Raw genomic sequence first — 26,166 nt, 5'->3', positions numbered from 1 at the left:
CTGGTCAGCGGCGCTTCGCCAGCAGGTAGCCGTCGCGGTTGTAGACCAGCTCGTACGTCCCACCGTGGGTGTCCTCGGCATAGCCGACGACGTCGGTGGGTGAGCCGATCCCGGCACCGGCGTCGAACAGGACGTACGCCGGGTCGACCTCGTCGCCGATCGTGCCCCACCAGTAGACGGTGTGGTCGGTGACGAGGTGGCTCATCATCGCGATGTCGGTCTCGACCGTCGCGCCGTCGGGCACTGCGGCGATGACCTCGCGGGCGGCGTCGGCGCGCGGCGCCTCGTCGTACGTCTCGGAGTCGAGCAGGGTCGCCAGCGGCGAGCCGACCAGCGTGAACGCCGTGACGACGACCGCCGCGACCGTGGCCCACCGCAGTGGGGGCCGGCGACGCATCGCGTCGATCATCGCGATGAACACGATCGGCATCGGCAGCATCGAGTAGTGCCACTCGGTGCCCCAGTAGTACGCGTTGTCGCCGGCGAAGCGCCACGCGAACGTCGGCAGCACCAGCAGCACCCAGGGTGACGCGAGGGCGGCCAGCCCGGTGATCCCGACCGTCAGCGCGACCGTGGCGAGCTTGCGGTCCGTCCCGTCGAGCAGCGTCGTCAGGATGCCGCGGTCACCGCCCAGCGACGACGTGTAGGCGTACGTGTCGCCGGGATTGAAGGCCGGCACGATGACCAGCACGATGAACGCCATCGCGACGAGACCGACGCCGACGAGCTGGAGGCCCCGCCGGCGCTCCCCCGCGAGCCACAGGACACCACCGATGACCGCGACGGTCAGGCCGAGGTCCTCCTTGACCAGCAGCAACGGCAGCGACCACAGGACGACCGCGCGAAAGCGCCGGTCGACGTACGCCGCGCCGGCCAGCGCGAGCAGCGGGGCGCCGAATGCCACCTCGTGGAACTCGGCCTCGACCCCGGACTGCAACCCGAACGAGAGCCCGTACGCGAGACCGATCACCGCGCCCGTCACCGTGCCCAGGTGACGCATCGCCACGAGGGCGATCACCGCCACGGAGACCGCGATCAGCACGACCTGAGCCAGCAGGATCGTCTGAGCCGACGGGAAGACCCGGTAGAACGGCGCGATCAGCGCGTCGATCGGAGAGAAGTGGTCGCCGAGGATGTTGAAGCCCGGACCCTTGACGTCGACGATCGGCGCTCCGGGCCTCGCGTAGCCCTTGACCGCCTGCTCGAAGATGGCGTGGTCCCACGACGAGATCGTGAAGCGCCGGTAGCGCATCAGCGTCAGCACGCCGTACGCCGCGCCCACGGCGACGGCGAGCAGCCCGGCGAGGAGTCGCTGGCCGCGCGACGTCGAGGTCATCGGGCGAGCGTGAGGTTCTCACCCGTCTCGGGATCGAACACGTGCACCCTCTGCCGTGGGATGACGACGCGGATCGACATGCCGGGGCGCAGCGTGCTCTCAGGGGCGAGCTCGGCGACCAGGAAGTTCTGGAACAGGTCGAACTCCAGCAGGTCCTCGACCTCGTTGAGCAGGTCCTCGACCTCCGGCGCGATCTCGTAGCCGAGGTAGGCGAACTGGCTGCTGCCGCGCCACTCGACGTCGTCGATGCGGGTCGTGAACTCGACCCGGTCGGTCACCTCGCGCCCACCCTGCCCCGTCGCGTCGTAGCAGTACTCGGGGCGGATGCCCGCCACGACGACGCCGCGCTCGCCGATGCGCTCGAGCAGGTCGTCGTCGAGCAGCATCGTGGCCAGCGGCATGACCAGCTGCCGGTTCATCGGGAACGCCGGCACGAGGTTCATCGGCGGCGACCCGAGGTAGCCGGCGACGAACATGTCGGCCGGCCGCTCGTAGAGGTCGCGGGGGGTGCCGACCTGGTGGATGAAGCCCTGGTGCATCACCGCGACGCGATCAGCGGTGCTCAGCGCCTCGGCGACGTCGTTGGTCGTGAAGATCGAGGTGCGCTCGTTCTCCTGCTGCCACTGGCTCGTGACGGACCGCACCTGAGTGCGCACCCGCTCGGACTGCTGCGAGAACGGCGCATCCAGGAGGTACGCCTTGGCGTCGCGCACCAGCGAGCGACCGAGCGCGACCCGTTGGCGCTGCGCGTCGTCGAGGTCGGCCGGCTTGAGGTCCAGCAGCTCGCCGAGCGCGAGCAGGTCGGCGACCTCGTTGATGCGCTCGGACAGCTCACGGCGGTCGTAGCCCCGTCGCAGCGTCGCGGCGAACGCGAGGTTGTCGAACACGTCGAGGTGCGGGTGCAGCGCGAAGTCCTGAAACACCATCGCGAGGTCGCGGCGACGCGGGCCCGCGGCGTTCACCACGACGTCGTCGATGAGGATGTCGCCGGAGGTCTGCTCCTCGAGCCCGATCAGCGTCCGCAGCAGGAGGCTCTTGCCGGCGCCGGAGGGGCCGGTGATCGCGAGCGTCTCGCCCGACGGCACGGTGAGGCTGATGTCGTCGAGCAGCGGCCGGTCGCCGCCGCCGTCGCGCGTCAGGTTGCGGACTTCGATCGAGGTCATCGGTAGGACCTTCCCAGGAGTTGAGTGATCCGGCGCGGGAACACGAGGAGCAGCAGGACGACCGGCACGAGCCACAGCAGCCCCGCCGCGACGACGGCCGAGCTCGACGTCTCGAGCTGGCCGGTCGCGAGCATGAGGGTCGCCGGGAACGGCCGCGAGTCGTCGTCGGTCGCGAGCGCGGCGCCCAGCACGAAGTCGTTGCACGCAGCCACGAACACCAGCGCGGTGGCGACGAAGACTCCCGGCAGGACGTTCGGCAGGGCGAACCGCAGGAAGGACTGCAGCCACGTCGCACCGTCGGCACGTACGGACTCGCGCAGCGACCACGGCACGTCGCGCAGGACCGTGACGCACAGCCAGGTCGCCAGGGGCAGGGTGATCACGAGGGCCGGCGGGACCAACGCCATCCGCGATCCGTAGCGGTCCAGGGCGATGACCTGGTCGGTGATCGGACCGGCCAGGGCGAGCAGCGGCACCAGCAACGCAGCGACGAACAGGCCGTATGCGAGGCGGCGGGCGCGGACCGGGAGACGCACCAGCGCGTACGCCGCCGCGATCGCCAGCGGCATGGCGACGGCTGTGGCGATCCCGGCGACGACGACTGAGGTGACCGCGGCGTCCTGCAGGATCTGCGAGTGCAGCGCCCCGTCGAACGCCGCCCAGCTGATCTCCTGCGGCCACACGGTGCGGGGTGACGTGCCCTGCGGCGCGGTCGCGACGGTGAAGGTCCACAGCAGCGGCACCAGGGTGAATGCGGCGAACAGCTCGATGCCGATGAGCGACCAGATCGACAGTGACCGCCGGGTGTCGGCGAACAGGATGCCGGCGGCGCTGGTGAGCATCAGGATCACCGCGAATCCGAGCCACAGCCAGAGATCGGGTCGCGAGACGCGGATGATGCCGTAGTTGGCCACGGCGAACCCGAGCACGAAGGCGATGCCCGAAGCCCAGAGGCGCGAGCGCACGGACGGCGTCACACGACCCTCCTCACCCGGAACAGCGGGACCATGATCGCCGCCATCAGCAGCATCACGACCAGGAGGACCATCGACATCGCAGCGCCAAGACCCAGCTCGAGCGACGTGAACGTCGTGTCCCAGACCAGCAGGGGTGCCGTGCGGATCGAGGCGCCGGGCTCGTCGACCAGCAACGGTCCCTCGAGGATGCGGAACGTGTCGAGCGCCCGATAGGTCGCGGCGACAGCGATCGCCGGGCCCATCGCCGGCAGGACGACCCGGCGGGACCGCTGCCACGGGGTGGCACCGTCGGCGGTCGCGGCCGCCAGCAGGGAGCTGGGGACCCGCAGCAGGCCGGCGAGCAGGATCAACGCCGTGATGCCGGTGCCGCGCCAGAGCTCACCGACCGTGACACCGACCAGCTGTCCGAACGGGCCCACCTCGCCGAGCTGGAACCAGTCGACGGCGAACCCGGTCGTGACGGCGTCGCGCCAGACGACGGCCGACACCACCGCGAGCAGGGCGAACGGCACCAGCACGAGGACGCGGGTGACCGGCCACAGCAGCGTCAGCCGCCGCAGGGCCACCGCGAACGCCAAGCCGATCAGCAGCTGCAGCGCGACGACGACCAGGACGATGACGAGCGTCGCGGCGACCGCCAGCCACCACGACCGGTTGGTCAGCACCTCGACGTAGTTGTCGGGACCCACGAACGTACGGGCGTCGGGGTTGGTCAGCGGCGCGGAGTGCAACGACAGCCAGATGCCGCGGCCGAGCGGCCACCCGGTGATGGCCAGCAGGACCAGGACGGCCGGTGCGAGCCAGCGCCAGCCCTTCACGGCAGCTCTCCGGCGATGGCGGCACGCAGGGCCTTCTGCGAGCGCTCCAGCGTCGTGTCCTGGGAGAAGTCGCTCAGGGGCAGCCAGGTGTCGTCGAGCGCCGACTGCGCGACCTGCCAGTAGGGGGTCACGGGCAGCGTCGTGCCGGACTGGACCGCAGGCCGCGTCACCGCGGCCATCGGGTAGGACCGCTTGACTGCGGGGTCGTCGTACGTCGTCAGGCGGCTGGCGCTGTGGCCGGCGGCCGCCATGATCGAGCTGAGCACGGTGGGGGACGTCAGGCACGTGATCGCCTGGTAGGACAGCTCGGAGCGTGGCGCGTACAGCGGCACCGCGAGACCCACGCCCGACAGCGGGGCGACGCTCGTGTCGGTGACGGTCGGGTATGCGGTCCAGGCCATGTCGGACGCCACGGCAGCGACGTCGGGATCGGAGATCACCGAGCTGGGTGCGAGCAGGAAGCCACCGTCGGGGGCGGCGAACTTCTTGAGCGCGTCGGCCGTCGGACCCGGTCCGCGGCCGGAGTCGAGGTAGAACTCGACGACCGAGGCGGCGGTCCGTCCGGCAGGAGTGTCGAGGCCGACCTCGGCGTCGCGGCCCGTGCCCTTGACGAGCGTCCCGCCGGCCCCTGCCACCAGGGCGTTGACCCACTGGGCGAGCCCGGTGCCGCCCTCGTCGGCGATCTGGATCGTCACGCCGATCCGCTCGGCCCCCGCGACGAGGTCGTCCCAGCTGATCGGCTTCGTGGTGTCGAGGCCGGCCCGTTCGGCGACGTTGCCGCGGTACCAGAGCAGCTGCGGGTCGAACCACCACGGCGCGACGGCGAGCTGTCCGTCGTACGTCGCGGCGGCCAGCGCAGCCGGGGCGATGTCCTTGCCGAGCTCGCCCTTGAGCTCCTCGGGCAGCGGGGCGAGATACTGCGCGGCGGCGAACTCGGCCGTGAACGCCGAGTCGAGGCTCAGGATGTCGATCGAGGTGTCCTTGGCCTGCAGCCGGCGCACGAGCAGCGCGTGCCGCGCGCTGACGTCGGCAGGGAGCTGCTCGACCCTGATGTCGTACGCACCACCGGCCTGCGAGGTGCACGTGCGCGCCAGGCCGTCGAGATCGGCACGATCGGGGCCGACGTACCAGGTGAGGGTGGGCGTGGGATCGGGCTTGGCGCCCGACGATCCACACGCGGCCAGAGCACACAGCAAGGCAGCGGCTGCCGCGCGTGCCCATACCCTCCCTGGTGCGTTCACGAGCGCAACTTTGCCACAGAGGAGGGGCCCTCCCCGGTCATACCGGGAAAGGCCCCTCCGTCACTTGCGTTGACTCACGTCACAAGGTGACGTCTTCGAGCATCTCCGTCACGAGTGCGGCCACCGGCGAGCGCTCGGAACGGGTCAGCGTGACGTGGGCGAAGAGCGGGTGGCCCTTGAGCTTCTCGACCACGGCGACGACCCCGTCGTGGCGGCCGACCCGCAGGTTGTCGCGCTGCGCGACGTCATGCGTGAGGACCACCTTGGAGTTGGCCCCGATGCGCGACAGCACGGTGAGCAGGACGTTGCGCTCGAGGGACTGGGCCTCGTCGACGATGACGTAGGAGTCGTGCAGCGACCGGCCGCGGATGTGGGTCAGGGGCAGCACCTCGAGCATGCCCCGGTCGAGGATCTCGTCGATGACCGCGGGCGACGTCACGGCTCCCAGGGTGTCGAACACCGCCTGCCCCCAAGGGCCCATCTTCTCGGACTCGCTGCCCGGGAGGTAGCCGAGCTCCTGGCCGCCGACGGCGTAGAGCGGGCGGAAGATGACGACCTTCTTGTGCTGGCCGCGCTCCATCGTCGCCTCCAGTCCGGCGCAGAGCGCGAGGGCCGACTTGCCCGTGCCGGCGCGACCGCCGAGCGACACGATGCCGATGTCGGGGTCCAGCAGCAGGTCGAGCGCGACCCGCTGCTCGGCCGACCGGCCGTGGATGCCGAACGCGTCACGGTCGCCGCGCACGAGCTGCACCTCCTTGTCGGCGGAGACGCGACCGAGGCCGCTGCCCTTGTCGGACAGCAGGACCAGCCCGGTGTGGCACGGCAGCTCGCGGGCCTCGGGGAGGTCGAGCGTGCCGCTCTCGTACAGCGTGTCGAGGTCGATGCTGTCGACCTCGAGCTCGCGCATGCCGGTCCAGCCCGACTCGAGGGCGAGCTCGGCGCGGTACTCCTCGGCGACGAGTCCGACGGCTGAGGCCTTGACCCGCATCGGCAGGTCCTTGGAGACGATCGTGACGTCGCAGCCCTCGTTGGCGAGGTTGCGGGCGACCGACAGGATCCGGGTGTCGTTGTCGCCGAGGCGGAAGCCCGACGGCAGCGACGAGGAGTCGGTGTGGTTGAGCTCGACCCGGATCGTGCCGCCCTCGTCGCCGATCGGCAGCGGCACGTCGAGGGTGCCGTGCAGGACGCGGAGGTCGTCGAGGAACCGCAGCGCGCTGCGGGCGAAGTAGCCGAGCTCGGGATCGTGCCGCTTGCCCTCCAGCTCGGTGATCACCACGACAGGGATGACCACCTCGTGCTCGTGGAAGCGGTTGACCGCGTTGGGGTCCGCGAGCAGGACGCTGGTGTCCAGGACGTACGTGCGGCGGACGGGGCTCGTGCTCGGCTTCTTGGTGCGCGTTGCGGCCACAACTGTCTCCTCAACGAGCCCGCGCGCACCCTGCGCCGGCCCTACTCGTGGGCTGGAAATCGGGGCTCAGGGGCGAGCATCAACACATCTCGAACGTACGACCGCAGTTCGAGGAATTCCGGCGCGACACGCTGACAGCAGGTCACGAGCGTGTGAACAATCGATGAGCGGTGGCCTAGTGGCCGAAGCGGCGCTCCCGGGCAGCGTACGAACGCATGGCGCGCAGGAAGTCGACGTGCCGGAACGCGGGCCACAGCGCGTCGCTGAAGTAGAACTCCGAGTGCACGCTCTGCCACAGCAAGAACCCCGACAGCCGCTGCTCCCCCGACGTCCGGATGACGAGGTCGGGGTCGGGCTGGCCCTTGGTGTAGAGGTGCTCGGCGATGTCGTCGACCTCGAGCGTGCCGGCGACCTCGGTGAGGCTGCGACCCTTGGCCGCCTGGTCGAGCAGCAGTGACCGCATCGCGTCGGTGAGCTCCTGGCGTCCGCCGTAGCCGACGCAGATGTTGACCCGCATGCCCTGGACGTCGGACGTCGAGTCCGCGAGCCGCTTCATGCGTCCGGCGGACTCCGCCGGCAGCATGTCGAGGTTGCCGATCACCGCGAGCGACCATCGCCGCTCGGCGGCGAGCTTCTCCATCAGCCCCTCGACCGCCGCGAGGATGCTGCCGACCTCCTGGGGCGACCGCTGCAGGTTGTCGGTGGACAGGAGCCACAGCGTGACGATCTCGACCCCCAGCTCGTCACACCACTGGGCGAACTCCGAGATCTTGTCGGCGCCGGCCTGGTAGCCCTGCTCGAAGCGGGTCCCCGCGCCCTTGGCCCAGCGCCGGTTGCCGTCGACGATGGCCCCGACGTGGTGGGGCAGACGGGCCGGATCGAGGCTCTTGACGAGCCGCCGCTCGTACACGCCGTAGGCGAGGTCACTGACTCCCATGGTCCGAGCGTAACGCTCACCACAGTCCTCGCTCGGCGCCGTTGCCACCGGTCTGCCGGTGAGCGGTGGTGGCCTACGCTGAGCGCATGACCGACCGTGAGCAAGAGAGCATCGTGCACGAGGCCACGGACCGAATCCGGGAGACCGTCGACGAGATCAAGCCGAAGCTGCGTGGGTGGCTGCACGCCGTCACGCTGCCGCTGGCGTTCTTCGCGTTCATCGTGATGCTCGTGATCTCCGAGGACATCAGGGTGCGCGTCGGCGTCGCCGTGTTCATGGTCAGCTCGATGCTGCTGTTCGGCGTCAGCGCGGTGTATCACCGTGGCACCTGGAGCGACCGCGTCAAGGGCTTCTGGAAGCGCTTCGACCACGCCAACATCTTCTTGCTGATCGCCGGCTCCTACACGCCGTTCTCGCTCCTCCTGCTGTCGGACGAGCACGCCGCGATCATGCTGACCCTCGTGTGGGGTGGCGCCCTGCTGGGCGTCGCGTTCAAGATCTTCTGGATCGGCGCGCCGCGCTGGCTGTATGTCCCGCTCTACCTCCTGCTCGGCTGGGCGGCGGTGCTCTACTTCCCCGAGTTCGTCGACAACGCCTCGACGGCGGTCCTCGTGCTGCTCGTCACGGGTGGCGTGCTCTACTCGATCGGCGCCGTCGTGTACGGCTTCAAGTGGCCCGACCCGTCACCGACGTACTTCGGCTTCCACGAGATCTTCCACGCCTTCACGATCGCGGCGTTCATCGTGCACTACATCGGCGTCAGCCTGCTGGCCTACCAGAAGCACTAGAGCTCGGTCAGCGCCTCAACCGTCGTGACGGGCCTGCGGCACACGAATCCCTCGCAGACGTACGCCGCCGGCTGCCCGTCGACCAGGTCGCGCTGCTCGAAAAGCGGCACGTCGAGGCCCACGTCGCCGGCGAGCACCACGGCTCCCGGCGAGGTCAGCCGCAGGGCGGCCCGGTGCAGGTCCGTGCGCCCGTCGGGCGGTCCGACCACGGCGATCTCGAGCGGTCCGGCGAGCACGGCCTCGGCGGCCGCGAGGGTCCAGCCCGCGAAGCGCGGGACCTGCGTCGCGATGTTGGCCGCCGACGCGATGCCGGACTCGGCGGCAGCGCGGTAGCGGTGCTCCCCGGTGACCGCGGCGAACGCGATCAGCGCAGCGACGGCCGCCGACGTGCCGGACGGGTAGGCGTTGTCCGACGCGTCCTTGGGTCGGACGACGAGGGACTCGGCGTCGTCGGCGGTGTCGAAGAAGCCGCCCTCAGCATCGGCGAAGTGGTCGACGACCCGGTCGAGCAGCTCGCGGGCCCGGCCCAGCCACACCGCGTCGCCGGTGATGCCGAGCACCGCGATGAACGCCTCGGCGACGGCTCCGTGGTCCTCCAGCACCGCCGAGTTGGCACCCGCGATGCCGTCGCGAGAGGTCCGCGCGAAGCGGTCCCCGAGGTGCACGTCGACAAGCAGCTGCGCCGCCGCCACGGCCGCGTCGGCGAAGTCGGGCTCGTCCAGCAGCACCGCGGCCTCGGCCAGCGCCGTGATGGCCAGGCCGTTCCACGACGCCACCACCTTGTCGTCGCGCGCCGGTCTGGTGCGTTCGGCCCGGGCCTCCAGGAGCCGGGTGCGTACGCGCTCCCATCGGGCCTCGTCGTCGGGGTCGATGCGCAGCTGCAGGGTCGAGAACCCCCGCTCGAACGTGCCTGGCCCCGTGACCCCGAGCAGCTGCGCCGCCCAGGCGCCGTCCTCGGCGCCGAGCACCCGCATCAGCTGGTTCGGGTTCCAGACGTAGAACGTGCCCTCGTGCCCGTCGCTGTCGGCATCCAGGGCCGAGGCGAACCCGCCCTCGGGCGTACGCAGCTCGTCGAGCATGAACCGAGCGGTCTCCCGAGCGATGCGCTCGGCCAGCGGTGAACCGGTCTGCCGCCACCAGTGCATGTAAACCCGGAGCAGCAGGGCGTTGTCGTAGAGCATCTTCTCGAAGTGCGGCACCCGCCAGAATCGGTCGACGCTGTAGCGGGCGAAGCCGCCCGACAGCTGGTCGTACATGCCGCCCCGGGCCATGGCCTCGCACGTCCCGGCGACCATCCCGAGCGCCTGCTCCGACCCCGTACGGGCGATGTTGCGGAGCAGGAACTCCAGCACCATCGACGGTGGGAACTTCGGGCTCGCCCCGAACCCGCCGGCCTCGGCGTCGTACTGCTTCACGAGCTCGTCGACGGCGGCGTCCAGCTCCGCGGGCTCCAAGGCGCTGCCGGCCGTGTCGGCGTTCTGCTGGAGGTGGGCCAGCACGTCGTTGCTCACCTTGAGCACGTCGTCGCGTCGGTCGCGCCAGGCCTCTGTGAGCGCCTGCAGCACCTGTGTGAACGCCGGCGCGCCCTGCCGCGGCTCCGGCGGGAAGTACGTCCCGGCGAAGAACGGCTCACCCGTCGGCGTCAGGATGCAGGTCATCGGCCAGCCGCCCTGACCCGTCATCGCCGTCGTCGCCTTCATGTACACCGCGTCGATGTCGGGGCGTTCCTCGCGGTCGACCTTGATGTTGACGAAGTGGTCGTTCATGTACGCCGCCGTCGTCGGGTCCTCGAACGACTCGTGCGCCATGACGTGGCACCAGTGGCACGCGGCATAGCCCACGCTCAGCAGGATCGGGCGGTCCAGCTCCTGCGCGACGGCCAGGGCCTCGTCGCTCCACTCCCACCAGTCGACCGGGTTGTCGGCGTGCTGCTGCAGGTACGGACTCGTGGCCTGAGCGAGACGGTTCGGCATACCGCCAGCCTAGGCGCGTGATTCGCACCTCGCCTTTCGCGGATGTCGACCCGCGGCTGTGAACCGCTAGCGGTCCTCGCCCTCCCAAGGCTGCTGGGCCCTCTTGGAGTGCTTGAGGAACGAGCGCGCCAGGAAGTAGGTCGCGACGCACAGTGCGACGACGATGCCCAGAGCGACCCAGCCGGGCTTGACGTCCTCCTTGGAGAAGGCCGGTTCGGCCGTGACGAAGGCTGCGATCGCATACACGTTCATGCCTTCAGCCTAGTCGCCCCAGATGTGGATCCTCCTGCACCACCTGTGGAGGATTCGTGGTGCTGCGGGATCCAGATCTCGGACGGTCAGCGCAGTCCGGCGAACAGGTCGTCCTCGGGCACGCTGGTCTCGACCTTGGAGTCGACGAGCTGATAGTCCTCAGTCGGCCACGCCTCCTCCTGCACCTGGTGCGGGATCGCGAACCAGAAGCCGTTGGGATCGATCTGCGTCGCATGCGCCAGCAGGGCCGCATCGCGCACGCCGAAGTACTCGGCGCACTCCACGCGGGTCGTCAGCCGCTCCTCATCCTCGGGCTTGCGCTCCCACGACTCCAGGCGCTCGGCAAACGGGTTCTCCAGGCCGTGCTTGGTCATCTCGTCGTCGATCGCCTTCATGCGGGCGTAGCTCCAGCTGAGGTGGTAGTAGAGCTTGGACACCTGCCAGGGCTCACCGGCGTCGGGATAGCGCTCCGGGTCGGCCGCCGCCTCGTAGGCGTACACGCTGATCTCGTGGCACTTGATGTGGTCGGGGTGCGGGTAGCCGCCGTTCTCGTCGTACGTCGTGAGGACGTGCGGCCTGAACGAGCGGATCAGGCGGACGAGCGGCTCGGCGGCCTCCTCGATCGGCACGAGGGCGAAGCACCCCTCGGGCAGTGGCGGCTTGGGGTCGCCCTCGGGCCAGCCGGAGTCGACGAACCCCAGCCAGTCCTGCTTGACCCCGAGGATCTCGCGGGCCCGGTCCATCTCCTCACGGCGGATCTCCGAGATGAGCTCGGGGTTGTCGAGGATGCCGGGGTGCTCGAACCCCGGGTTGAGGATCGAGCCGCGCTCGCCGCCGGTGCACGTGACGACGTGGACGTCGACCCCCTCGGCGACGTACTTCGCAGTCGATGCCGCGCCCTTGCTCGACTCGTCGTCGGGATGGGCGTGCACGTGCATGAGGCGCAGCTGGTCGACCACAGTTCTCCTTCGAAGGCTCGAGCAAAATCCTCGCACTGTCACCAACATCATGGACGCGCCGGGTGTTCCGTCCGCAATACTCGCGGTATGACATCACCCGCCGACGCCGTGATCGTGACCGGAGCATCGACCGGGATCGGCAAGGCCATGGTCGACACCTTCGCCGCCAACGGGATCCGCGTGTTCGCCGCTGTCCGCGACCTGTCGACCGTCGAGGAGCACCCCCTCGTCACGCCCGTACGCCTCGACGTCACCTCGGCCGAGGAGGCACACGCCGCTGCCGAGGTCGTGAGCGCGGCACTCGGCACGACGCGCCTGCGGGGCATCGTCAACAATGCCGGCATCGCCGTCGGCGGACCGCTGGAGTTCCTCGACCTCGACGAGCTGCGCCGCCAGCTCGAGGTCAACGTCGTCGGCCAGCTCGCCGTGACGCAGGCGTTCCTGCCCCTGCTGCGCCAGCACGGCAAGGGCCGCATCGTGTTCACGAGCTCCGTCGCGGGACGCATGGCCGCACCGCTCATCGGCCCGTACGCCGCCTCCAAGCATGCCCTCAACGGCATGGCCGAGTCCCTGCGCCGGGAGCTCAAGCCGTGGGGCATCGGCGTCTCGGTGCTCGCCCCCGCCACTGTCTCGACGCCGATCTGGGACAAGGCGACCGACGACATCGACACCATCGTGGGCGCCCTCCCGCCGCGCGCGGTCGAGCTCTACGGCTCGGCCTTCGAGTCCATGCGCTCGATCTCCAAGGACGCGCGCAACGGCGGCATCCCGGCGTCGAAGGTCGCCGAGGCCGCGCACCACGCGGTGTTCGCGCGACGGGCCAAGGCGGAGTACCTCGTCGGCACCGAGGCCAAGATGATCGCCGCCGCGTCGGGCCTGCTGCCGTACCGGACGTTCGACAAGGCCGTCCGGAAGCAGATGTTCGGCTCCTGAGACAATGGCTGGCGTGACCGACCTCAGCTCCCGCTACGGGACCCGCACGCGACCGCGCTGGTTCTGGCCCGCCGTCGCAGCGGTCGGCATCGCCCTGGGCATCTCGTTCGCGGCGTGGGTCGGCTTCCAGGACGAGCCCGTCAAGGGCCAGCTGTGGGGCTACGACGTCAAGGGCGAGCACCTCGTGACCTTGACGGTCGACGTCATCCGGCCCGATCCGCTGGACGTGCGCTGCACGGTCTACGCGCAGGCCGCGGACCACTCCATCGTCGGCGAGAAGACCGTCGACGTCCCGGCATCCAAGGACGAAAAGACCCGCATCACGATCGACGTCCAGACCGAGCGCAAGGCTGTCACGGGTGTGCTGAGGACGTGTGAACCTCGGGCTTGAGTGCTAACGTGAGAAGTTCACCCCGGGCGTACGCCTGGGGTGCAGCACGTAAAGGAGCGCTCAATGACTCAGCCCACCGAGACCGACACCATCTGGGTGACCCGCGAGGCGTACGACCGCCTGCAGCAGGAGCTCGAGCACCTCAAGGGCGACGTGCGCGCCGACATCACCGCCAAGATCGCCGCAGCACGTGACGAGGGTGACCTCAAGGAGAACGGCGGCTATCACGCCGCCCGCGAGGAGCAGGGCAAGACCGAGGCCCGCATCCGCCAGCTCGAGGACATGCTGCGACGCGCCGAGGTCGGCGACAAGCCTGCCGACGACGGCCTGGTCGAGGCCGGCATGATCGTCACGATCCGCTTCAAGGGCGACACCGACACCGAGCAGTTCCTGCTGGGCTCGCGCGAGCTCCTCAGCATGGACTCCAGCGTCGACATCGACGTCTACTCCCCCACGTCGCCGCTCGGCGCCGCGATCCTCGGCAAGCGCAAGGGCGCCGAGGCGACCTACGAGGCACCCAACGGCAAGAACCTCACCGTCGAGGTCGTCGACGCCAAGCCGTTCTGACCCCGCCCCTACCCGGGCGGTGGGTCAGTCGGCCTTCCGGCTGCAGAGCGGTGGGTCAATCGGCTTTCAGGGCAACGGCAGGCCGATCAGCTCACCGCTCCTGACCGCGTTGGCCGATCAAGGCACCGCTCCCCAGGGCCCCGGTGAGCGGGTCAGACGAGCTCGTAGCCGAGCTCGAGCAGGCGGTCGCGCACCTCTGAGCGGTGCTGCGGGCCACGCGTCGCGACCTGGACGTCGACGTCGACCTGCCCGACGCCGAGGTTCTCGGCCGCCCGGTCGTGGTTGACGTTGAGCACGTTGACCTGCATCTCGGCGAGGTCGGTCAGCAGGCGCATCAGCCCACCGGGACGATCGGCGATGCGGGCACGGAACAGCAGGAACCGACCCGCGGCGGCGAGGCCGTGCCGGATCACGTCGAGCAGCACCAGCGCGTCGATGTTGCCGCCGGACAGCACCGCCACGACGGGCCCCTCGAAGGCGTCCGGCTGCTCCAGGATCGCCGCGACCGCAGCGGCGCCGGCCGGCTCCACCAGCAGCTTGGACCGCTCCAGCAGCGAGATCAACGCGCTGCTCATCGAGTCCTCGCTGACCGTGAGCACCTCGTCGCACAACGCCTCGAGGATGCCGAAGGGGATGTCGCCGGGCAGCGCGACCGAGATGCCGTCGGCCATGGTGATCCCCATCGGCGAGGTCGTCGGCCTGCCGGCGGCCAGGGACGGTGGGTAGGCGGCGGCGTCCTTGGCCTGGACCCCGATGACCCGCAGGTCGGGGCGCTCGGTGCGCAGCAACGCGATGCCGGCAGCGAGGCCCCCGCCGCCCAGCGGCACCAGGATCGTCCTGACGTCGGGGCACTGCTCGAGGATCTCGAGCCCGATCGTGCCCTGTCCCGCGATGATGTCCTCGTGGTCGAACGGGTGGATCAGGACCGCGCCCGTACGCTCGGCGAACTCCCGCGCCGCCACGAGCGCCTCGGTGACGCCGGCGCCGTGGAAGTGGATGTCGGCGCCGTAGCCCTCGGTCGCCGCGACCTTGGGCAGCGCCGCGCCGACCGGCATGAAGATCGTGGCCTTGATCCCGAGCAGCGACGCCGCCAGCGCCACCCCCTGCGCGTGGTTGCCCGCGCTCGCAGCGACGACGCCACGTGAACGCTCGTCCTCGCTGAGCCGGGAGATGCGGACGTAGCCGCCGCGGATCTTGAACGACCCGGTCCGCTGCAGGTTCTCGGCCTTGAGGTAGACCTGCGTGCCGGTCCGCGAGCTCAGCCAGCGTGAGTGCGCCATGGGCGTCACCTCGGCCACTCCCTCGAGAAGCTGCCGGGCGGCCCTCACGTCATTCAGATCCACCTCACCAACGTAGTGGCTCGTGGGGTCCGGCGGTACGGTCGACCCATGGTGACCGAGACCGACCTGAAGCACCTGCGCCGCTGCCTCGAGCTCGCCGCCGAGGCGATCGAGGCCGGGGACGAGCCGTTCGGGTCGGTCCTCGTCGGGAGCGACGGCGCGATGCTCGCAGAGGACCGCAACCGCGAGACCTCGGAGGCCGACCAGACGCGCCACCCCGAGCTCGCCCTTGCCCGCTGGGCCGCCGGACACCTCGACGCCGTGGAGCGTGCGGCCGCCACGGTCTACACCTCTGGCGAGCACTGCCCCATGTGCGCTGCGGCCCATGGCTGGGTCGGTCTCGGCAGGATCGTCTTCGCGAGCTCGTCAGCCCAGACCAGCGCGTGGCTCACCGATCTCGGAGTCGGCCCCTCGCCCGTACGCCCGATACCCGTCCAGGAGGTCGCGCCGAACGTGGAGGTCGAGGGTCCCGTCGCCGGTCTCGACGAGGAGGTGCACGAGCTGCACCGTCGCTACCGCCTCAGCCGCTGACCATTTGGTTGCAGCACACAACCTGTTATATGGTTGCAGCATGCAAGCACCACTCGTCCAGGAGACCGCCGCCGAGGACGCGCTGATGCACCTCATGCTGGCGCTCGGTCGGCGCTTCCGTGCACGCGCCGACGGTGACGCGGTCGACCCGTCGCAGGCAGCGTTGCTCTACACGCTGAAGTGTCACGGGGCGATGCGCCTCGGCGACATCGCCGAGGTCATGCAGCTCGACGCCTCCACCGTCAGCCGGCACGTCCAGCAGCTCGGCGACCGCGACCTCATCGAGCGCGAGCCCGATCCGGTCGACGGCCGCGCCCGCATCATCGCGTTGTCCGCCGCCGGAGCGGCCACCCTCAAGCAGACCTTCGACCAGCGCCGCGCCTTCATCGCCGCCGCGCTCGTGGACTGGAACGACGCCGAGCGCGACCGGCTCAGCCACGACCTGACCCGCCTCACCGCCACGCTCGGAGCCACCTCATGACCGACACGACACCCGCGACCGTCACGCCCACCTACCTGTCGCACCGCCAGATCCTGGTGATCCTCGGCGGGCTCATGACCGGCATGTTCCTGGCGTCCCTCGACCAGAGCATCGTCGGCACGGCACTCCCCCGCATCACGTCGGACCTCAACGGTCTGGACAAGCTCAGCTGGGTCGTCACGGCGTACCTGCTGGCCTCGACCGCCTCCACGCCGCTGTGGGGCAAGATCTCCGACCTGTATGGCCGGCGGTCGATCTTCCAGATCGCGATCGTGACGTTCCTCGTGGGCTCGCTGCTCTGCGGGTTCTCGCGCAACATCGAGGAGCTCATCGCGTTCCGCGCCCTCCAGGGCATCGGCGGCGGCGGCCTCATGGCCCTCGCGTTCGCGACGATCGGCGACGTCATCCCGCCCCGCGAGCGGGGCCGCTACATGGGCTACATGGGCGCGGTCTTCGGGACCTCGAGCGTCGCGGGGCCCCTGCTGGGCGGCTGGCTCGCCGACGGTCCCGGCTGGGAGTGGATCTTCTGGCTCAACGTGCCGATCGGCGCCGTCGCCCTCGTCGTCACCTCGTACGCCCTCAAGCTCCCGCACACCCGCCGCGAGCACACGATCGACTGGCTCGGCGCCGGGGTGCTGGTCACGGCGGTCTCCTCCCTGCTGCTCTACGTCTCGTGGGCCGGACCCGACCACGGGTGGAGCTCGAGCCTCGGCCTCGAGCTGCTGGCCGGTGCGGTCGTGCTGACGGCCCTGTTCATCGCGATCGAGCTGCGCGCCAAGGAGCCGATCATCCCGATGGAGCTGTTCCGCGGCTCGATCTTCCGCACCACCAACGCGATGTCGATCGTCATGGGCATGGCGATGTTCGGGGCGATCATCTTCGTGCCGCTCTACCTGCAGATCGTGATGGGCATGTCACCCACCCGGTCCGGGCTGGGCATGCTGCCCATGGTGACCGGCCTGTTCTGCACCTCGATCCCGTCGGGCAACTGGGTCACCAAGACCGGCCGCTACCGCCCGCTGCCGATCGCGAGCACCGTGGTCGTCGCCTCGGCGTTGCTGGTGCTCTCGACCGCCGACGCGCAGAGCCCCTACTGGGTCGTGGGCCTGGGCATGTTCATCCTGGGTGCCGGCCTCGGCCTCACGATGCAGCTGCTCACGGTCATCGTGCAGAACTCGGTCGACCCGCGCCACATGGGCATCGCGACCTCCACGATCACGTTCTTCCGTACGCTCGGCGGCGCGTTCGGTGCGGCGATCTTCGGCGCAGTGCTCAACACCCGCCTGTCGCACCACCTGGCCGACACGGTCGGCGGCGGCAAGGCCCCGTCGGTCAACACCAACGACGCTTCGGCGGTCCACGCGCTGCCCGAACCGCTGCAGAGCAAGGTGATCGAGGCCTTCGCGAGCTCTCTGCACGACGTGTTCATCGCGGCGCTGCCGATCGTCGTGATCGCCTTCGTGATCTCGCTGTTCATCAAGGAGATCCCCCTGCGCACCCGCGACACCCCGACGCCTGTCGAGTAGCGCGATCAGGGCCGGTCGCGCGCCGGCAGGTTGTCGACGACCAGGTCGTACGAGTCCTCGACGAGCTCGGCGACCAGACCGTCGGGCAGGTCGCCGTCGACCTGCACGGTGATCCAGTGCTTCTTGTTCATGTGATAGCCGCGGGTGACCGCCTCGTACGTCTCGACCAGCCCGGTCACCTCGCCGGGCTCGGCCTTGAGCGTGACGTGCGTCGGTGCCTCGGCGGCGGTGAGGGCGAAGACCTTGCCGCCGACCTTGAAGACAGCGGTCTCCTCACCGAACGGGAACGTCAGCGCGGCACCGGGCAGCGCCAGGCACACCGCGTAAACGTCGGTCATGCGAGCCCGGGCAGGGCTGTGCCACCGTCCTCCTCGGAGGGCTCGTCCTGGAACTCCGTCGCAGCAGCGGCCAGGTGCCGCACGACCCCGTTGAGGCACGCAGCCAGGGGCACCGCGATGAGCGCGCCGACGACACCGGCGACCACGACGCCGCCGGCGATCGCGAAGATGATCGCGAGCGGGTGCACCGCCACGAAGCGGCCCATGAGGAACGGCTGCAGCACGTGCGACTCGAGCTGCTGGATCGCGATGACGACCAGCAGCATGAACAACGCCGTCCACGGCCCCTGTGCGACGAGGGCCACGAGCACGGCCACCATCCCCGACAGCAGCGCGCCGATGATCGGGATGAACGCACCGAGGAACACCAGGACCCCGATGGCCAACGTCAGCGGGACGCCGAGCACCCACGCGCCGAACGCGATGCCGATCGCATCGACCAGGGCGACGATGACCGTCGCGCGGACGAACGCCGTCAGCGAGGCCCACGCGGTGTGCCCCGAGGAGTCCACCTTCTCGCGGGCGGCGCGCGGGAACAGCGCGACGACCCAGCTCCAGATGCGGTTGCCCTCGTAGAGGAAGAAGAACAGGCAGAACAGTGCGATGAAGAATCCGGCCAGGAGGTGGGTCAAGGTCGAGCCGACCTCGCTGACCCGGGTCAGCAGCGAGGTGTCGCTGGACCGGATCGCGTCCTTGACGTTGTCGATCCCCGACTGCAGCTGATCGTCGCTGAGGTTGAGCGGGCCGGTCCTGGCCCAGTCCTGGACCTCGGAGATGCCCTCGACGACCCTCGACCGCAGGTCCGACGCCTGCGTGGCGAGCTGCTGGCCAACCAGGGCCAGCATGCCGAACAGACCCGTCAGGAGCCCGAGCACCACGATGAGGGTCGCTCCCAGGCGGGGCACGCGATGGGCGACCAGCCAGTCGACGATGCTGACCGTCAAGGCCGTGCCCAGCACCGCGACCGCCAGCGGCACGGTGATCTCGGAGAAGTAGCGCAGGAAGTAGACGCCCAGCAACGCCGCTCCCGCGATGACCAGGATCCGCCAGGCCCACTGCGTGGCGATCTCCACGCCGATCGGCACCTGGTACCGCTCCCTCACGAACCACACCTCATGCGCAGGAGCCTAGGCCATCTCCGCGGAACCTCCGGGGACCGTGGCGAGTTGAATTCACCGTGAGGAAGACCCGTCTCGCCACCCTCGTGTCGGCCGCCCTGCTGGCGACGGCGTGCTCGTCCGACCCGGCCCCGCCGGCCACCCCGCGAACCACCCAGCCACCCAGCGCGTCGCCCTCGACAGTCACGCCCACCCCCAACCCGTACGACTCGCTGTCCACGACCGAGCTGGGCTCCCGACTCCTCGAGGCGGCGGCTCGCGGACGTACGACGGAGGTCTCCCAGCTGCTCGACGCCGGCGCCCGCACCGAGGTCCGTGACGGCCGTCGGCGTACGCCGCTGCTGCTCGCCGTCACCCGCGATCGCGTCGGGGCGGCCCGGGCCCTGGTGAAGGCCGGGGCCGACCCGGACGCCCTGGACGACCGGCACGACACGCCGTGGCTCGTCACCGGGGTGACCGGCAGCGTGGCGATGGCGAAGGTCGTCCTCGAAGCCGATCCCGACCTCACGATCCGCAACCGCTTCGGCGGGCTCTCGCACATCCCGGCGAGCGAGCGGGGCCACGACGACTACGTGGCGTACGTCCTCGACCACACCGACATCGCGGTCGACCACGTCAACGACCTTGGCTGGACCGCGTTGCTGGAGGCCGTGATCCTCGGCAAGGGAACAAGACCGTGGCAGCGCATTGTTGAGTCATTGGTCGACCACGGTGCGGACGTGTCGATCGCCGACCGCGCAGGCGTGACTCCCCTGGAGCACGCCCGGCGCCGCGGCCACGCCGCCATCGCTCGGATCCTCGAGCGTGCGTGACCTCCGTAGACTCGACATGAGAGGTGGAAATCCATGATCTTCAGCAGTCGCAGCAAGTCCGAGCTCCCCGGCGCCGACAGCGCGCTCCCCGGCCGCGAGGGCCGGCCCTACCAGGTCGGCGGCACCCATCTGACCCTCGGCAACCCCGTCGAGACCCAGGCGCCCGACGGCTTCGGCGTCGCGGTCTTCGGGCTGGGCTGCTTCTGGGGCGAGGAGAAGACGTTCTGGGAGGTCCCCGGCGTGTGGTCCACGTCGGTCGGCTACGCGGGCGGCGTCACGCCCAACCCGACGTACGAGGAGGTGTGCACCGGTCGCACCGGGCACGCCGAGGTCGTGCGGGTCATCTTCGACCCCGCCAAGGTGACGTACGAGGACCTGCTCAAGGTCTTCTGGGAGAACCACGACCCCACGCAGGGCATGCGCCAGGGCAACGACCGCGGCACGCAGTACCGCTCGGTCATCCTCACCACGACGCCGGAGCAGCAGGCGCAGGCCGAGGCGTCCCGCGAGGCGTACCAGGTGCGCATGACCGAGGCCGGCTACGGCGAGATCACCACGTCGATCCTGCCGCTGGAGAAGTACTACTACGCCGAGGACTACCACCAGCAGTACCTCGTCAAGAACCCGTTCGGCTACTGCCCGCTGCACGCGACCGGCGTCGCGTACGCCTGACCGCGGGCCCCTTTGCAGGGGTGGCTCAGGCGTTCGCCGGCGAGTAGACCGGCACCGGGAAGTGCACGCCCTTGCACTGCACCTCGCCGCGGGCCTCGCACGAGATCCGGTCCTTGACGAGGTGCCAGCTGTAGTCGCTCAGCAGGATCCGGCCGGGCTCGCACTGCGCCTGGATGCGCGCCGCGATGTTGGTGTGCAGCCCGATCGCGGTGTACGTCATCCGGCCCTCCGAGCCGAAGCTGCCGACGCTGAGGACCCCGGTGTCGATGCCGATCCGCATCCGCATCGGCGTGATGACACCGAGCCGTTGCCACTGCTGGTTGAGGGACGGCAAGCGGTCCTGCATCTCCTGGGCCGCGCGGACGGCGCTCACGGCCTGCTCCTCGACGTCCATCTCGTCGGGAGCCCCGAACAACGCCATGAGCCCGTCGCCGGCGAACTCGTTGACGAGCCCTCCGTGGTCGTCGACGAGCTGGCTCATCGTGGTCATGTAGTCGTTGACGACCTGCGTCAGGATCTCGGCCTCGACGCGGTCCGCGAGCTCGGTGAACCCGACCAGGTCGGCGAACAGCACGGTGACCCGTCGTCGTGTCGGTGTGTCGATGCCGACGGTGTCGCCGTTCACGATGTGCTCGAACACGGCCCTCGGGACGTAGCGCCGGATGGTCTCCCGGCTGTGCCGCAGCTCCCGCTGCTGCGTCTCGATGACCTGGTCCTTGCAGAACGCCTGCCGCTCGACGATCTCGATGACGAGGCAGACCAGCAGGCTGCCGGCGAAGGCGATCCACTGCGCGGCCGCCAAGGAGGCGGCCTCCACACCGCTGAGCGGCTGACGGTCATATCCCTGGAACAGCTGGTACGACGCAAAGGCCGTGTAGGGGGTGACCGCCGCCACGGCAGCCCCGGGTGGGACCCGGAAGATCGCGAACCCGAAGAACATCACGATGATCAGGCCCCCGGTCATGATCCCGGCCCTCGTCTGGCTCACCTCACCGTTGAACGTGGCCTCCGAGAACAGCCAGACGATCAGGAAGCCCGCGAGACAGTTGGCCAGGGCGGCCGACGGCATCACGATGCGTCGCAGCCGCTCGGGGAACGTCAGCGCCGTGAGGACGACCAGAAGCAGGATCCATGCGGCAACCCAGATCCCTCCGCGCCTCGCACCGTCCGGGTCGAGCCCGATCAGCACGACCAGCAGCAGCGTCCAGCTCGGCGCCGATCCGATGTAGCCGATCCGCACGAACGGGGTGACGCGGCCCAGTCGCCACTGCCGGTACGCGCACTCGGTCTCGCGTCGTTCGAAGCGCAGGCCGAACAACCGCTGCGCGTGCACGGGATCGCGGCCAACGTGCATGGCATCCCCTGTACGGTCGCCCCGAACGATTGCGGGTCAGCTTCGGCCCACGCTCCCTGGTTCCATGAAACCAGCGATTCGGGGAATCGTCAGGAGTTCATGGCGCTTTTCGTCTCTCGCTGACCGGGTCGTTCCGCGTTAGGCGCGGCGGCTGCCGGGTACGGCGAGGGCACGCACCGATCCCAGGAGGACCCATGACCGTGCCATCCGCAGGAGCCGCCGACGTCCCCCAGGAGCCCGGCGACGTCGCCGACCTGGTGCCCGAGGGAGACGCAGCGGAACAGGCTCGGAGTGCCCGGCCGGACGACGAGGACCAGGACGTGGTCCCCGACGCCGAACGGGTCGTCACAGACCTCGACGAGCCCTGAGGGACACCGATCGACCTGCCATCTTCACCCCAGCGCTTCACCCGCGAGGAGCTGCTCTCGTACGCGGGACGGACGATCCCGGACCTGGTCGGTGACGACCTCCGACTGCTGTTCGTCGGCATCAACCCGGGGCTCGTCAGCGCGGCGACCGGGCTGCACTTCGCCCGTACGGGCAATCGCTTCTACCCGGCGCTGCGGATGGCCGGGATCCTGCCCGCCGACGTCGTAACGCCGCAGGACGCCAGGCCTGTGCTGCTGGAGCGCGGCATCGGCATCACGAATCTCGTGGCCCGCGCGTCGGCCCGGGCCGACGAGCTCGAGCCGGGCGAGCTGGTGGAGGGGCGGGCGAGGCTGGAGGCGTTCGTCGACGCGCATCGCCCGCGGGTCGTCGCGATCGCCGGCATCACCTCGTACCGGGTGGCCTTCGGGCGACGCACCGCACGTGCCGGGCGCCAGGACGTGACGCTCGGCGACGCGCAGCTCTGGGTCGTCCCCAACCCGAGCGGGCTGAACGCGCACGAGACGGTGGATTCGCTCGCCGCCGCCTATCGGGAGGCGGCCGTCGCCGCCGGGGTGGTGTGATTCTCCGGCCGGCGGGGTCGCGACCCGTCCCAGACGCCTACGCCGTGCGGGCCTTGGCCTCCATGACGTCGGGCATCACGGCATAGAGCGCGAGGATCAGGTCCTTGACCGCTGTCGCGACCCGCTCACCCTCCGGGGTCAGGCGATAGTCGACGTGCAGGGTCGAGTGGACGTGTCGCTCGACCAGGCCGTCGGACTCGAGCGCCTTGAGCGTCTGCGACAACATCTTGTCGCTGACCCCGTCCACGCACCGACGCAGCTCGCCGAACCGGGCCGGTTCCGGGCTGAGCGCCGCCAGCGTCAGCGAGCCCCATCGGCTCGTGACGTGCTCGAGCACCTCCCGGGACGGGCAGGCGCCGTTGAACACGTCGAACGGGCGTCTCGTGTCGTCTGACATGGAGCCTCCTTCGTCCGACAATGCTAGCACTTCGTTAGTGCTAACCTAGAGTTGGTACTAACCAATCGTTAGTGTACGGTCGAGGGCGTCATCACCCAGACCACCGACAGAAGGACTCAGCATGACCATCGCCGTCACCGCAGCAACCGGCCACCTCGGCACCCTCGTCGTCGACGCACTCCTGGCGCGCACGACCCCCGACCAGGTCGTCGCGGTCGTCCGCGACGCCGCCAAGGCCGAGCCGTTGGCCGCCAAGGGTGTTGCCGTGCGCCTGGCGAGCTACGACGACCCGGACGCACTCAAGAGCGCCCTCGCCGGCGTCGACCAGGTGCTGCTGATCTCGGGGAGCGAGGTCGGCAAGCGCGTCCAGCAGCACCGCAACGTCATCGACGCGGCGATCGTGAACGGGGTCGAGCGGATCGTCTACACGAGCGCACCGCAGCCTGAGACGTCGACGCTCCCCGTCGTTCCTGAGCACCTCGCGACCGAGCAGTACCTGGCCGAGACGGGCGTCGAGCACGTCCTGCTGCGCAACAACTGGTACCACGAGAACTACGCCCAGGCGCTCGAGGCCGCCCGGCAGACCGGTTCGGTCCTGACCAGCGCAGCCGAGGGCCGCGTCGCCAGTGCGGCTCGTGCCGACTACGCCGAGGCGGCCGCAGCCGTGCTCACGGCGACCGGCCCGGTCAAGCCCGTCTACGAGCTCTCGGGCGACATCGCCTGGTCGCAGGACGAGCTCGCCTCGACCCTGACCGACGTGCTCGGGAGTCCCGTGACCGTCGCCCAGGTCACCCCGGAGGAGCAGGCCGCGATCCTCGTCGAGGCCGGTCTCGACGAGGGCACCGCGGGCTTCGTCGCAGCGATCGACGCAGCCACCGCCAAGGGCGACCTCGCACTGGCGAATGGCGACCTCAGCGCCCTCATCGGCCGCCCGACGACGCCCCTCGTCGAGACGCTCCGTCGCTTGGCCTGAGCCGGCGCCGGGCCCGGGGCGGTCGGCCGGGTCTGGCGCTAGCGTTGCTCCTATGGAGCAACGACTCAGCCTGGTCACCCTCGGCGTCTCCGACCTGGCCCGGGCCCGCCTGTTCTACGAGGACGGTCTCGGCTGGACCAAGGGCAATCCCGAGGACGAGGTCGCGTTCTACCAGCTCAACGGCCTCGTCCTCGCGCTCTGGAGCCGCGCGGACCTCGCCGCCGACGCCCGGGTCCCTGACACCGGCGCGACCTTCGGCGGCATGACGATCGCGTTCAACACCCGCAGCCGGGACGAGGTCGACGAGATCCTCGGGACGGTCGAGGCTGCCGGCGGCACCGTCCTCAAGCGCGGCGAGCAACAGCCGTGGGGTGGCTACTCCGGCTACTTCGCCGACCCGGACGGGCACCCGTGGGAGGTCGCCTGGAACCCGGACTGGTCGATCGACGACGCCGGGCACACCTCGCTCGGGGCGGGCTGACCCGGCTCGGCCTCACCAAGCGTCTCCGGTCTGCGAGGGGTGACGGTCAGCTCGAAGCCCTTGGGCATCAGCGTGAGGCGCTCGGCGATCTCCAGCTCGTACGCCGGGTCCCCGGCGATGTCGTAGCGGTGCAGCAGCCGGGCCAGCACCAGGATCGCCTCGTGCAGGGCGAACTGGCGGCCGATGCACGACCGCTCCCCCGTACCGAACGGCTTGTACGAGTGGGGCAGGCGACCGCGGGCGTTCTCCGGCAGGAACCGGTCGGGATCGAACGCGTCCGCGTCGGCGCCCCACACGGCCGGGTCCCGGTGGACGAGCGGCAGGACCACGATGGCCCAGTCCTCGGGCCGCATCGTGTGCCCCGTGCTCAGCACCGTGGTCTCGCGCGGGCTGCGCGTGAAAGCCGGAGCCGTGGGCCACAGCCGCAAGCCCTCGTCGAGGATCCGGCGCAGGTAGCGCAGCTTCGCGACCTGCTCGAACGTCGGCTCGACGTCCCGGTCGGGTCCCAGGACGTGGTCGACCTCGGCGTGCGCCTTGGCCAGGACCTCCGGATCCCGCGACAGGTAGTAGAGCGCGAACGACAGCGCGCCGGACGTCGTCTCGTGCCCTGCGACGAGGAACGTGAGGATCTGGTGCCGGATGTTGAGGTCGTCGAGCCGCTCCCCGGTCTCGGGGTGCGGCGTGTGGAGCATGATTCCCAGCAGATCACTCTCGTCGGCCTCGTCGGCATTGCGGCGCTCGGCGATGATGCCGTCGAGCAGCGAGTCGACGTAGGCCTGGTGATGAGCGTTCTTCTTGTCGATCCGCCGGGCCATGAGCGCCGCGCCCGGCATGGCATTGAGCGAACCCTTGCGCTGACCCGCCTGCAGGGCGGCGATCATCGCCGGGATGAACGGATGCGGCTCACTGCGGCTGAACGACCCGAAGTCGGTGCTGAACGCCGTACGGCTGATGGTCTCCATCGTCAGCTTCGTCATGTCCGCCGAGACGTCAACCGGTCCCGATCCCGCGTCCCACGTGTCGAACAGCTCCTGCGCCGCGGCCAGCATGACCGGGTGGTACCGCTGCATCGCCGCCTTGGTGAACGCAGGCCGCAGCAGGTCGTGAGCCAGGGCCCAGTTGGTCTCGTCGTTGTAGGCCGTGAACAGGCCCTGACCGGCGAACTCGCGCAGCGCGACCAGGGCAGGTGACAGGCTCTTGGCGAAACGAGACTCGTCGGCGAGCTCGGCCGCGAGCTCGGCGCCGGTGACGAAGACGAACTTCTGGTCGAAGATGTGCAGCTCGAAGATCGGACCGAGGTCCTTCGCCCGCCGCATCGTGCTCTGGAGCGGGGCACGCGCATCGGCGCCGAGCACGTCGCCCACGATCGGTCGGCGGCCAGGAGGGTGCGGGAACGTCTGACCCGACCAGTCGTTGCGCACGGCTCTCCTTATTGGACGACAATTCAGTA

General features: G+C 69.9%; 29 protein-coding genes. 13 read left to right on the top strand and 16 right to left on the bottom strand.

Features of this window, described 5'->3' with window-relative positions:
* Positions 1-4: 4 nt before the first annotated feature.
* The 7 genes from AB0N22_RS00515 to AB0N22_RS00485 all read right to left on the bottom strand — a co-directional run bounded on the left by AB0N22_RS00515 (position 5) and on the right by AB0N22_RS00485 (position 7,880).
* Positions 5-1,336 (bottom strand): DUF2079 domain-containing protein, encoded by a 1,332-nt coding sequence (locus AB0N22_RS00515; RefSeq protein ID WP_364634562.1) that lies wholly within the window; start codon positions 1,334-1,336, stop codon positions 5-7.
* Positions 1,333-2,499 (bottom strand): ABC transporter ATP-binding protein, encoded by a 1,167-nt coding sequence (locus AB0N22_RS00510; protein WP_364634559.1) that lies wholly within the window; start codon positions 2,497-2,499, stop codon positions 1,333-1,335. Before AB0N22_RS00510 ends, AB0N22_RS00515 begins: the two co-directional genes overlap by 4 nt.
* Complete coding sequence (locus tag AB0N22_RS00505; RefSeq protein WP_364634557.1) at positions 2,496-3,476, bottom strand: ABC transporter permease subunit; 981 nt, start codon at positions 3,474-3,476, stop codon at positions 2,496-2,498. The genes AB0N22_RS00510 and AB0N22_RS00505 overlap by 4 nt, the downstream gene beginning before the upstream one ends.
* A complete protein-coding gene (locus tag AB0N22_RS00500; RefSeq protein WP_364634554.1) occupies positions 3,473-4,294 on the bottom strand; it encodes a sugar ABC transporter permease in 822 nt (273 codons plus the stop codon). The genes AB0N22_RS00505 and AB0N22_RS00500 overlap by 4 nt, the downstream gene beginning before the upstream one ends.
* Positions 4,291-5,490, bottom strand: coding sequence for an extracellular solute-binding protein (locus AB0N22_RS00495; RefSeq protein WP_364634551.1), 1,200 nt, complete (start codon positions 5,488-5,490; stop codon positions 4,291-4,293). The genes AB0N22_RS00500 and AB0N22_RS00495 overlap by 4 nt, the downstream gene beginning before the upstream one ends.
* A 124-nt stretch (positions 5,491-5,614) precedes the next feature.
* Entirely contained in the window at positions 5,615-6,943 is a 1,329-nt protein-coding gene (locus tag AB0N22_RS00490; protein ID WP_364634548.1) for a PhoH family protein, read from the bottom strand.
* 175 nt (positions 6,944-7,118) lie between these two features.
* Positions 7,119-7,880 carry an isoprenyl transferase gene (locus AB0N22_RS00485; RefSeq protein WP_364634545.1) on the bottom strand — a complete coding sequence of 254 codons (762 nt, stop codon included), beginning with the start codon at positions 7,878-7,880 and terminating at the stop codon, positions 7,119-7,121.
* Positions 7,881-7,966: 86 nt separating this feature from the next.
* Here AB0N22_RS00485 and AB0N22_RS00480 point away from each other — a divergent pair, with 86 nt between their 5' ends.
* The gene (locus AB0N22_RS00480; protein WP_364634542.1) at positions 7,967-8,668 is read left to right on the top strand and encodes a hemolysin III family protein; all 702 of its coding nucleotides are present in this window, start codon (positions 7,967-7,969) and stop codon (positions 8,666-8,668) included.
* Here AB0N22_RS00480 and AB0N22_RS00475 read toward each other — a convergent pair.
* The 3 genes from AB0N22_RS00475 to mca all read right to left on the bottom strand — a co-directional run bounded on the left by AB0N22_RS00475 (position 8,665) and on the right by mca (position 11,852).
* Positions 8,665-10,641 carry a thioredoxin domain-containing protein gene (locus tag AB0N22_RS00475; protein ID WP_364634539.1) on the bottom strand — a complete coding sequence of 659 codons (1,977 nt, stop codon included), beginning with the start codon at positions 10,639-10,641 and terminating at the stop codon, positions 8,665-8,667. The genes AB0N22_RS00480 and AB0N22_RS00475 overlap by 4 nt on opposite strands.
* A gap of 66 nt (positions 10,642-10,707) precedes the next feature.
* The gene (locus tag AB0N22_RS00470; protein ID WP_364634536.1) at positions 10,708-10,893 is read right to left on the bottom strand and encodes a hypothetical protein; all 186 of its coding nucleotides are present in this window, start codon (positions 10,891-10,893) and stop codon (positions 10,708-10,710) included.
* 86 nt (positions 10,894-10,979) lie between these two features.
* The gene (mca, locus tag AB0N22_RS00465; protein WP_364634533.1) at positions 10,980-11,852 is read right to left on the bottom strand and encodes a mycothiol conjugate amidase Mca; all 873 of its coding nucleotides are present in this window, start codon (positions 11,850-11,852) and stop codon (positions 10,980-10,982) included.
* An 87-nt stretch (positions 11,853-11,939) separates the two neighbouring features.
* Between mca and AB0N22_RS00460 the strand changes: the two genes are divergently transcribed.
* From AB0N22_RS00460 to greA, 3 genes are all read left to right on the top strand, one after another.
* Complete coding sequence (locus tag AB0N22_RS00460; protein ID WP_364634530.1) at positions 11,940-12,785, top strand: SDR family NAD(P)-dependent oxidoreductase; 846 nt, start codon at positions 11,940-11,942, stop codon at positions 12,783-12,785.
* A 13-nt stretch (positions 12,786-12,798) separates the two neighbouring features.
* Positions 12,799-13,176, top strand: coding sequence for a DUF4307 domain-containing protein (locus tag AB0N22_RS00455; RefSeq protein ID WP_364634527.1), 378 nt, complete (start codon positions 12,799-12,801; stop codon positions 13,174-13,176).
* A gap of 63 nt (positions 13,177-13,239) precedes the next feature.
* Entirely contained in the window at positions 13,240-13,743 is a 504-nt protein-coding gene (gene greA, locus AB0N22_RS00450; RefSeq protein ID WP_364634524.1) for a transcription elongation factor GreA, read from the top strand.
* A 152-nt stretch (positions 13,744-13,895) separates the two neighbouring features.
* Here the strand turns inward: greA and ilvA are convergent, their stop codons facing one another.
* The gene (gene ilvA, locus AB0N22_RS00445) at positions 13,896-15,086 is read right to left on the bottom strand and encodes a threonine ammonia-lyase (RefSeq protein WP_364634521.1); all 1,191 of its coding nucleotides are present in this window, start codon (positions 15,084-15,086) and stop codon (positions 13,896-13,898) included.
* A gap of 45 nt (positions 15,087-15,131) precedes the next feature.
* Here ilvA and AB0N22_RS00440 point away from each other — a divergent pair, with 45 nt between their 5' ends.
* The 3 genes from AB0N22_RS00440 to AB0N22_RS00430 are packed head-to-tail and all read left to right on the top strand — an operon-like array spanning position 15,132 to position 17,621.
* The gene (locus AB0N22_RS00440; RefSeq protein ID WP_364634518.1) at positions 15,132-15,614 is read left to right on the top strand and encodes a nucleoside deaminase; all 483 of its coding nucleotides are present in this window, start codon (positions 15,132-15,134) and stop codon (positions 15,612-15,614) included.
* Between the two features lie 40 nt (positions 15,615-15,654).
* A complete protein-coding gene (locus AB0N22_RS00435) occupies positions 15,655-16,095 on the top strand; it encodes a MarR family transcriptional regulator (RefSeq protein ID WP_364634515.1) in 441 nt (146 codons plus the stop codon).
* Positions 16,092-17,621, top strand: coding sequence for an MDR family MFS transporter (locus AB0N22_RS00430; RefSeq protein WP_364634512.1), 1,530 nt, complete (start codon positions 16,092-16,094; stop codon positions 17,619-17,621). Before AB0N22_RS00435 ends, AB0N22_RS00430 begins: the two co-directional genes overlap by 4 nt.
* A 5-nt stretch (positions 17,622-17,626) precedes the next feature.
* On the opposite strand, the gene AB0N22_RS00425 is transcribed toward AB0N22_RS00430, so the two are convergent.
* Complete coding sequence (locus AB0N22_RS00425) at positions 17,627-17,959, bottom strand: MmcQ/YjbR family DNA-binding protein (RefSeq protein ID WP_364634509.1); 333 nt, start codon at positions 17,957-17,959, stop codon at positions 17,627-17,629.
* On the bottom strand, positions 17,956-19,062 hold the full coding sequence (locus tag AB0N22_RS00420) for an AI-2E family transporter (RefSeq protein WP_364634506.1): 1,107 nt from the start codon (positions 19,060-19,062) through the stop codon (positions 17,956-17,958). Before AB0N22_RS00420 ends, AB0N22_RS00425 begins: the two co-directional genes overlap by 4 nt.
* Before the next feature lie 74 nt (positions 19,063-19,136).
* On the opposite strand from AB0N22_RS00420, the gene AB0N22_RS00415 reads away from it, so the two are divergent.
* Together AB0N22_RS00415 and msrA are read left to right on the top strand one after the other, a co-directional pair.
* Positions 19,137-19,889 carry an ankyrin repeat domain-containing protein gene (locus tag AB0N22_RS00415; RefSeq protein ID WP_364634503.1) on the top strand — a complete coding sequence of 251 codons (753 nt, stop codon included), beginning with the start codon at positions 19,137-19,139 and terminating at the stop codon, positions 19,887-19,889.
* A gap of 33 nt (positions 19,890-19,922) precedes the next feature.
* Entirely contained in the window at positions 19,923-20,561 is a 639-nt protein-coding gene (msrA, locus tag AB0N22_RS00410) for a peptide-methionine (S)-S-oxide reductase MsrA (RefSeq protein ID WP_364634500.1), read from the top strand.
* 25 nt (positions 20,562-20,586) lie between these two features.
* Here the strand turns inward: msrA and AB0N22_RS00405 are convergent, their stop codons facing one another.
* Positions 20,587-21,915 carry an adenylate/guanylate cyclase domain-containing protein gene (locus AB0N22_RS00405; RefSeq protein ID WP_364634497.1) on the bottom strand — a complete coding sequence of 443 codons (1,329 nt, stop codon included), beginning with the start codon at positions 21,913-21,915 and terminating at the stop codon, positions 20,587-20,589.
* A 194-nt stretch (positions 21,916-22,109) separates the two neighbouring features.
* Here AB0N22_RS00405 and AB0N22_RS00400 point away from each other — a divergent pair, with 194 nt between their 5' ends.
* Together AB0N22_RS00400 and AB0N22_RS00395 are read left to right on the top strand one after the other, a co-directional pair.
* Entirely contained in the window at positions 22,110-22,283 is a 174-nt protein-coding gene (locus AB0N22_RS00400) for a hypothetical protein (protein ID WP_364634494.1), read from the top strand.
* A 9-nt stretch (positions 22,284-22,292) separates the two neighbouring features.
* Complete coding sequence (locus AB0N22_RS00395) at positions 22,293-22,865, top strand: mismatch-specific DNA-glycosylase (protein WP_364639139.1); 573 nt, start codon at positions 22,293-22,295, stop codon at positions 22,863-22,865.
* A 37-nt stretch (positions 22,866-22,902) separates the two neighbouring features.
* On the opposite strand, the gene AB0N22_RS00390 is transcribed toward AB0N22_RS00395, so the two are convergent.
* Positions 22,903-23,262 (bottom strand): helix-turn-helix domain-containing protein, encoded by a 360-nt coding sequence (locus AB0N22_RS00390; protein ID WP_364634491.1) that lies wholly within the window; start codon positions 23,260-23,262, stop codon positions 22,903-22,905.
* Positions 23,263-23,383: 121 nt separating this feature from the next.
* Between AB0N22_RS00390 and AB0N22_RS00385 the strand changes: the two genes are divergently transcribed.
* Positions 23,384-24,235 carry an SDR family oxidoreductase gene (locus AB0N22_RS00385; RefSeq protein ID WP_364634488.1) on the top strand — a complete coding sequence of 284 codons (852 nt, stop codon included), beginning with the start codon at positions 23,384-23,386 and terminating at the stop codon, positions 24,233-24,235.
* Positions 24,236-24,287: 52 nt separating this feature from the next.
* Positions 24,288-24,716 (top strand): VOC family protein, encoded by a 429-nt coding sequence (locus tag AB0N22_RS00380; protein WP_364634486.1) that lies wholly within the window; start codon positions 24,288-24,290, stop codon positions 24,714-24,716.
* On the opposite strand, the gene AB0N22_RS00375 is transcribed toward AB0N22_RS00380, so the two are convergent.
* The gene (locus AB0N22_RS00375) at positions 24,620-26,137 is read right to left on the bottom strand and encodes a cytochrome P450 (protein ID WP_364634483.1); all 1,518 of its coding nucleotides are present in this window, start codon (positions 26,135-26,137) and stop codon (positions 24,620-24,622) included. The genes AB0N22_RS00380 and AB0N22_RS00375 overlap by 97 nt on opposite strands.
* Positions 26,138-26,166 lie beyond the last annotated feature (29 nt).

The sequence above is a fragment of the Aeromicrobium sp. NPDC092404 genome, assembly GCF_040684095.1.
Classification (GTDB): domain Bacteria; phylum Actinomycetota; class Actinomycetes; order Propionibacteriales; family Nocardioidaceae; genus Aeromicrobium.
The sequence above is the reverse complement of the archived record's forward strand: the minus strand, read 5'-3'. Positions and strand labels throughout refer to the sequence as shown.